Source organism: Bacillus sp. MBGLi79, assembly GCF_002953915.1.
Genome location: NZ_CP026521.1, coordinates 3643219 through 3650597, shown reverse-complemented (window position 1 = coordinate 3650597; position 7379 = coordinate 3643219). Strand labels below are relative to the sequence as shown.

At 47.6% G+C, this 7379-nt stretch carries 7 protein-coding genes and 1 pseudogene; 6 read left to right on the top strand and 2 right to left on the bottom strand.

The window, feature by feature from the left end:
- Positions 1 to 193: 193 nt before the first annotated feature.
- The 4 genes from C1T29_RS18665 (at position 194) to C1T29_RS18650 (ending at position 5538) form a co-directional block, all read left to right on the top strand.
- On the top strand, positions 194 to 1495 hold the full coding sequence (locus tag C1T29_RS18665) for a homoserine dehydrogenase (protein WP_020452839.1): 1302 nt from the start codon (positions 194 to 196) through the stop codon (positions 1493 to 1495).
- The gene (thrC, locus tag C1T29_RS18660; protein ID WP_208945736.1) at positions 1495 to 2553 is read left to right on the top strand and encodes a threonine synthase; all 1059 of its coding nucleotides are present in this window, start codon (positions 1495 to 1497) and stop codon (positions 2551 to 2553) included. Before C1T29_RS18665 ends, thrC begins: the two co-directional genes overlap by 1 nt.
- Complete coding sequence (gene thrB / locus C1T29_RS18655; RefSeq protein WP_023856185.1) at positions 2550 to 3470, top strand: homoserine kinase; 921 nt, start codon at positions 2550 to 2552, stop codon at positions 3468 to 3470. The genes thrC and thrB overlap by 4 nt, the downstream gene beginning before the upstream one ends.
- A gap of 106 nt (positions 3471 to 3576) precedes the next feature.
- Positions 3577 to 5538, top strand: a complete 1962-nt coding sequence (locus C1T29_RS18650) for a S9 family peptidase (RefSeq protein WP_208945532.1) — start codon at positions 3577 to 3579, stop codon at positions 5536 to 5538.
- 302 nt (positions 5539 to 5840) lie between these two features.
- On the opposite strand, the pseudogene C1T29_RS18645 reads toward C1T29_RS18650, so the two are convergent.
- Positions 5841 to 6139 (bottom strand): annotated as a pseudogene (locus tag C1T29_RS18645) (NifU family protein).
- Positions 6140 to 6273: 134 nt separating this feature from the next.
- On the opposite strand from C1T29_RS18645, the gene C1T29_RS18640 reads away from it, so the two are divergent.
- Positions 6274 to 6600 (top strand): YuzD family protein, encoded by a 327-nt coding sequence (locus C1T29_RS18640; protein WP_003184955.1) that lies wholly within the window; start codon positions 6274 to 6276, stop codon positions 6598 to 6600.
- A 113-nt stretch (positions 6601 to 6713) separates the two neighbouring features.
- The gene (locus C1T29_RS18635; protein WP_023856183.1) at positions 6714 to 6980 is read left to right on the top strand and encodes a hypothetical protein; all 267 of its coding nucleotides are present in this window, start codon (positions 6714 to 6716) and stop codon (positions 6978 to 6980) included.
- A gap of 19 nt (positions 6981 to 6999) precedes the next feature.
- Here the strand turns inward: C1T29_RS18635 and C1T29_RS18630 are convergent.
- Positions 7000 to 7379 (bottom strand): phenolic acid decarboxylase (locus tag C1T29_RS18630; protein ID WP_208945531.1); only part of this gene is annotated, 380 nt, incomplete at its 5' end.

Genomic DNA, 7379 nt, shown 5'->3' with positions numbered 1-7379 from the left:
CACAAAAATATTTCTGAATATATAGAATCTTATTATATCAATGTATAAAGCGTTTTCATGATTTGTTTTTCAGCAAATGTCATCTTGTCAAAAAAAGAATCCCCCATTATAATGTTTGTAACTTAAATGTCTGCGTTGTGTTTACAAATGTCCTTAGAGAGAGGACGATAAGAGAGAGAAAGGTGGAATTTCATTGAAGGCGATACGAGTGGGGCTGCTAGGATTAGGAACAGTCGGGAGCGGTGTGGTGAAGATTATTCAGGATCACCAGGATAAGCTGACACACCAAGTCGGATGCCCTGTTACGATTCAAAAAGTTCTTGTAAAAGATAAAGATAAGAAGAGGGATGTCGACCTTTCCAAAGATGTTCTGACGACGGAAGCTTATGATGTCATTCAAGATCCGGAAGTGGATGTCATCATTGAGGTCATCGGGGGAATCGAGGAGACAAGACGCTATTTGCTTGACGCGCTTCAGGCGAAAAAACATGTCGTGACAGCGAATAAAGATTTGATCGCCCTCTATGGATCGGAACTGACGGCTGCCGCGAAAGAAAACGGCTGCGACCTTTATTTTGAAGCGAGCGTCGCCGGCGGAATTCCGATTTTGCGAAGCCTGGAAGACGGGCTGGCTTCAGACCGGATTACGAAAATGATGGGAATCGTCAATGGAACGACCAACTTCATTTTAACGAAGATGAATAAAGAAAACGCGCCTTATGCTGATGTGCTGAAAGAAGCGCAGGAGCTCGGCTTCGCCGAAGCGGACCCGACAGCTGATGTTGAAGGTCTTGATGCGGCGAGAAAGATGGCGATTTTGGCCAGGCTCGGTTTCTCAATGAATGTCGATCTTGACGATGTCAAAGTGAAGGGCATTTCCCAAGTGTCTGATGAAGACATCAATTTCAGCAAACGGCTCGGCTATACGATGAAGCTGATCGGCATCGCCCAGCGCGACGGACAAAAAGTCGAAGTGAGCGTCCAGCCGACATTGTTGCCGGAGCATCATCCGCTGTCTTCCGTCCATAATGAATTCAATGCGGTTTACGTGTATGGCGAGGCCGTCGGGGAAACGATGTTTTACGGGCCTGGCGCAGGAAGCATGCCGACTGCGACCGCCGTCGTATCAGATTTGGTTTCCGTCATGAAAAACATGCGTCTCGGCGTGAACGGCAGCAGCTTTGTCGATCCGCAATTTGAAAAGAAGATCAAGGCACCTTCTGAAATCTTCGCCCAGCAGTTTTTAAGAATTCATGTTAAAGATCAGGTCGGTTCGTTTTCAAAAATCACATCGATTTTTTCGGAAAGAGGCGTCAGTTTTGAAAAAATTCTGCAGCTTCCGATTAAAGGCCATGATGACCTGGCTGAGATTGTCATTGTGACACATCATACGTCAGAAGAGGATTTTACGGATATCTTGCAAAAGCTGAATGATCTTGAGGTTGTTGATCAGGTGAAAAGCACTTATCGAGTAGAAGGGAACGGTTGGAGCTAATGTGGAAAGGACTCATCCATCAATATAAAGAATATTTGCCAGTAACGGACAAAACACCGGAATTGACGCTGAACGAAGGAAATACCCCACTCATTTATCTGCAAAATCTTTCGAAAAAGCTCGGAATCGAGCTTTATGTCAAAACAGAGGGTGTCAATCCTACAGGCTCCTTTAAAGACCGCGGGATGGTCATGGCGGTCGCCAAGGCGAAAGAAGAAGGCAATGACACGATCATGTGCGCTTCGACCGGCAATACGTCAGCTGCTGCTGCGGCTTATGCGGCTCGCGCCAACATGAAGTGCATCGTCATTATTCCAGACGGCAAAATCGCCTTCGGAAAGTTGGCCCAAGCCGTCATGTACGGCGCTAAAATCATTGCGATCGACGGAAACTTCGACGATGCCCTGAAAATGGTGCGCAGCATTTGCGAGAAAGAGCCGATTGCACTCGTCAACTCTGTGAATCCTTACCGGATTGAAGTACAGAAAACAGCTTCCTTTGAAATCTGTGAACAGCTGGGCGAAGCGCCTGACATCCTTGCAATTCCTGTCGGGAATGCCGGAAATATTACGGCTTACTGGAAAGGCTTTAAAGAATATCATGAGAAAAACGGCACAGGCCTGCCGGTCATGAGGGGTTTTCAGGCGGAAGGCGCGGCCCCGATTGTCAAAAACAGAGTAATTGAAAAGCCGGAAACCATTGCGACAGCGATCAGAATCGGAAATCCGGCAAGCTGGGACAAAGCGGTCAATGCTGCAAAAGAATCGAACGGAAAAATCGATGAAGTGTCAGACGAAGAGATCCTGCACGCTTATCAGCTCCTGGCAAGAGAAGAAGGCGTATTTGCAGAACCGGGATCGTGCGCATCTATTGCCGGCGTACTGAAACAGCTGGAAACGAAAGAGATTCAGCCGGGGGCGAAAGTTGTCGCTGTCTTAACCGGAAACGGCTTGAAAGATCCGAACACAGCCGTTGATGTGTCGCAGATCAAACCTGTCACACTGCCGACAGATGAAGAAGCCATTCTCGAACACTTAAAAGGAGCCGCTCGTGTATGACTGAGGCTGACATGCTGTTTTCCGTTACGGTTCCCGGAAGCACGGCCAATCTGGGCCCGGGCTTTGATTCAGTCGGCATGGCGCTGTCCCGTTATTTGAGACTGTCTGTTTTTCCTCATGATGAGTGGCGTTTTGAGGCTGAAACAGAAGTCGTAGCGGGAATTCCTGAAGGGACGGATAATTTAATTTACCAGGTGGCCAAACGGACCGCCGCTCACTTCGGAAAAGACATTCCGCCAAGCCTCGTCAAAGTGTGGAGCGATATTCCGCTGGCGCGCGGTCTCGGCAGCAGCGCAGCCGCAATTGCCGCTGCGATTGAGCTGGCGAACGAACTTGCCGATTTAAAGCTCTCTGACCGCGAGAAACTCCATTTTGCAAGCCTTGAAGAAGGCCATCCTGACAATGCCGGAGCATCGCTTTTCGGCGGGCTTGTCATCGGACTTCATGAAGAAGATGAAACAGAGATGGTTTCGATGAAAGACATCGATTTGGATGTCGTTGTCGTCATTCCTTTTTATGAAGTGCTGACAAAAGATGCGCGGGATGTTCTTCCCGAAAGCCTCTCTTATCCGAAAGCGGTGGAAGCAAGCGCGGTCAGCAATATGCTCGTCGCCGGACTGATGGCGAAAGATTGGAAGCTTGTCGGCCGCATGATGCAAAAAGACCTCTTTCATCAGCCTTACCGAAGGGCGCTCGTCCCTGAGCTTTCTAAAGTGGAGCATGAAGCAGGCAAAAACGGCGCGTTTGGGACCGCTTTAAGCGGAGCAGGACCGACGATCCTTTCCTTTATTGAAAAAGGAAAGGGAGACGCGCTGAGAGATCAGCTTGCTTCTAAGTTTCCGCATTGTGAAGTGGACTGCCTTCATGTCCCGGATACAGGCATTATCGTTGAAAGAAAATCAGTAAACAGTGTTTAACGAAAAAAGAGCTTTTTCGGCTCTTTTTTTGTTTGCCTTCAAAACAAGGATTTTTATTTAGAAAGTCGAAATAGTATGACAAACATATAGAGGAGGAGAAACGAACATGAAGCAGCTGATAACCGAAAAAGACCTCATCAAGCTTGTATCCATTACCGACCCGCAGTACTCGCCTGACGGTGCAAAAATCGCCTACGTACAAACAAAAGTAAACGAAAAACAGGACTCTTATGATTCGCATATCATGGTCTACGACCGCAAACAACAAGCGTCAGTACAATGGACGTTTGGAAAAGGAAGAAACCAGCATCCGCGCTGGTCGCCCGACGGCAAATCCCTTGCATTTACGTCTAATCGCGAGGAAACCACACAACTTTACGTGATAAGCGCCGCCGGAGGAGAAGCGAGAAAAGTGACCGATATTCCTTATGATGTATCACAGCCTGAATGGTCGCCTGACGGCAAGTCATTGCTTTGTTCAGTGAGGCTGACGAAAGAGGAAAGCGTCGACGATGAGAAAAAAACGGAGATTGAAGATCACGAACCGCTGGAAGTCGATTCTTTGTCGTATAAATTAGACGGCCAAGGGTTTAAAAGGGGAAAGTATACGCAGCTTGTCCTCGTTCAAGTGGAAACCGGGGAGATAAAACAGCTGACCGATCTAGAACGCGACCATTTCAGCTACGCATTTTCACCGTGCGGAGGCAGGATTGCATTTTGTGCCAATCAGACGGATATGCGTGTGAACGATGTCTATTTGATGAACCTTTCGACAGGTGATTTGAAGCGCCTGACAGGTCAAAACGGCGTTTTTTCTTCACTATCGTTTTCTCCTGACGGCAAACACCTTGCATTCATCGGAAACGAAAAGGAATTTCAAAACGCCACGCTTGATAAAGCATGGCTGTATAATATCGAAACAGGAAAACTAACGTGTCTGACGGAAATGCTTGATGTCCATCTCAGCGATGCAGTAGCAGGGGACAGCCTTGTCGGAGGCGTTCTTCCGAAACCGGCCTGGACCAAAGACGGAAACGGCTTTTATGTCATTGGATCTGACCAAGGTTCGACAGGCATTTACTACATATCAATCGAAGGTCTTGCTTATCCGGTCCGGTTGGAAAAAGAGCATCTGAACGGATTCAGCCTGCATCCGGATGAAAAAAGTTTTGCGGCATCGATAGCCCTGCCTGTCCGGCCGAGCGAACTTTACCATCTCCCATTGGGTGAAGAAACAGCGGAGCGATTAACAGATGCCAACCAAGCGTTTACGGAAGAGCATATCATATCGGAACCGGAGGAGCTTCAATTTCAGACAGCGGACGGTTTGACAATTCACGGTTGGCTGATAAAGCCTGCTCAATATGAAAAAGGAAACACGTATCCGCTCATTCTGGAAGTGCACGGCGGTCCTCACGCCATGTATGCGAATGCTTATTTTCACGAATTTCAAGTGCTGGCCGCAAAGGGAAGCGCCGTTGTATATGTCAATCCGCGGGGAAGCCACGGCTACGGACAGGATTTTGTCAACCGGGTGAGAGGCGACTACGGCGGGGGAGATTTTAAAGATGTAATGGCAGCTGTTGACCACGCGCTGGGACAATATGATTTCATCGATCAAGAAAGGCTCGGAATCACAGGAGGAAGCTACGGCGGCTTTATGACAAACTGGGCTGTCGGCCGCACGAATCGCTTTAAGGCCGCGGTGACGCAGAGGTCCATTTCCAATTGGATCAGTTTTTACGGGGTAAGCGACATCGGCTATTTTTTCACAGACTGGCAGATCGGAGCGGACCTTTTTGAAAATCCCGGCAAACTGTGGGAGCATTCGCCGCTCAAATATGCGGACAAGGTGGAGACTCCTCTTCTCATCCTCCATGGCGAACGGGACGACAGGTGCCCGATTGAACAGGCGGAGCAGCTGTTTACGGCATTGAAAAAAATGGGGAAAGAAGTGAAATTCGTCAGATTCCCGAATGCGTCGCACGATTTATCAAGAAGCGGGCATCCGAAGCAGCGGATCAGACGGCTTGAGTATATTGCCGGCTGGTTTGAAGATTATCTATAAAAAAAGAAAAGGCTGCCGTAATGAACGGCAGCCTCAGCGTGTCGACAAACCCTCGCATTCGTTGTCAGGCCTGCGCGTCGGTGCTCACGAATAGAGGAAGGATCGGCGGCTAACCGCCCAGGCGTCCTGCCTGAACGCCGCCGTCATCACCTCCTGTGAAAGTCTGCTCCGATGCTCGGCCTTCCTAGACTGCAAGGGTTTTCAATCACGCTGAAAGGATGACAAAATCCCAAAACTAAAAGTCGTTTTGGGATTTTGTCAACAATCGGCGGCTGACCGTAATGAACGGCAGCCGCCTCAAATTAAAATACTTGTTCAACTTCAATGACGCCCGGAACTTCTTCTAAAAGGGCGCGCTCAATTCCAGCTTTAAGGGTGATCGTGGAACTTGGGCAGCTTCCGCATGCGCCGAGCAGGCGAAGCTTGACGATGCCGTCTTCAACATCGACGAGTTCACAGTCACCGCCGTCGCGGAGTAGAAATGGACGAAGTTTGTCCAGCACTTCCTGTACTTGTTCTTTCATTTCGACCTCTGTCGTCATTCGTATCGCTCCTTTCAAATCATACAACCATTATATTCAGTCGAACAATAAAAAGCTATTGTTTGGTTTCAATCGTTTTCCCACATATTATATCATATTTGCCGGCAAAGACAAAAAGCGATTTTCATTTCAATATGGAGCGAAAGGACAAAATAGAATAAAATAAAAGACAAAGAGAAAGGAGCTGCCGCTGATGAAAAAACAAGCCGAGCTTTTTGTTTACGGTGCCGACGTTCTTTGTCCAAGCTGTGTCAACCTTCCGTCATCAAAAGAAACGTATGAGTGGCTCGAAGCCGCCCTGAAAAGAAAATATCCCGATCAGCCTTTCTCGATCACGTACATTGATATCCATCAGCCGCCGGAAAACGATCCTGAAAAACAGGAAATCTCCGAAAAAATCCTGAACGACGAATATTTTTATCCGCTCGTCATGGTCGGTGATCAAGTGGTCGGCGAAGGAAATCCGAAGCTGAAAGACGTGTATAAAGAAATGGAAAAGCAAGGTTATAAGCCTGCATGATAAACAGCAAGGGACAGATATGTCCCTTGCTGTTTTATTTTTTATGATTGTACTTTTCTTAAAGCGGACAGACTAACTACCAGCCGAATCGTCAATAAGGAGGGATAGCCAGCATGTCCAGCATTGAAGGTCAAATCATGTCAGGCGATTTTGATGACGAAATGAATGTTTTTTCGTTAAAGAAAATCAAGCAGTTTCAAACGCAGACCAGCTTGAAAGAAAACCAGCTCAGGGCTTTGCAGCAGTATTTAAGGCAGCATGAGCATGACGAGGGAGGACAGATCATCACCCTCTACGATCAAATGCTTGTCCCTTTATCGCAAGATGATATTAAAGCCTTGCTGCATGACTTAACAAAAGTCCAGTCATTATATCATTAATGAAAAGCCCTTTTCCCATTTATACTCGTTTTCCGGCTCTGATGTCATCCGTCATTCCGGGATAAGGGGCTTTTGAAATCAGATCTTCATTATCGATTCCGGCATTTTCAATGAATGTGATATCGGCGAATTCCGGTACGACATATTTTGGATACGTCTCATATTTTTCGCGCGATTCTTCCATTAAGTCGATGTGGTCATTTTGATAGCAGACTGTGATATCAGGGCGTTCATGAACCCATTTAGGGAAGAAGATGATGCCGTGCATCCGCTTTTCATTGGGCATGAAATTCAAGGAAACGTCAGTCCCTGTCGGTTCTGTCCATGATACTTTATAGACGCCTTCAGTCAGCTTGACGATATCGGCTTTTTGATCGCGAACCCAGCGTCCCCCGACCA

Excerpts from the sequence above, each read along its gene's own strand:
- thrC (WP_208945736.1), top strand. The coding sequence starts at position 1,495 with ATGTGGAAAGGACTCATCCATCAATATAAAGAATATTTGCCAGTAACG.
- thrB (WP_023856185.1), top strand. The coding sequence starts at position 2,550 with ATGACTGAGGCTGACATGCTGTTTTCCGTTACGGTTCCCGGAAGCACG.
- C1T29_RS18650 (WP_208945532.1), top strand. The coding sequence starts at position 3,577 with ATGAAGCAGCTGATAACCGAAAAAGACCTCATCAAGCTTGTATCCATT.
- C1T29_RS18640 (WP_003184955.1), top strand. The coding sequence starts at position 6,274 with ATGAAAAAACAAGCCGAGCTTTTTGTTTACGGTGCCGACGTTCTTTGT.
- C1T29_RS18635 (WP_023856183.1), top strand. The coding sequence starts at position 6,714 with ATGTCCAGCATTGAAGGTCAAATCATGTCAGGCGATTTTGATGACGAA.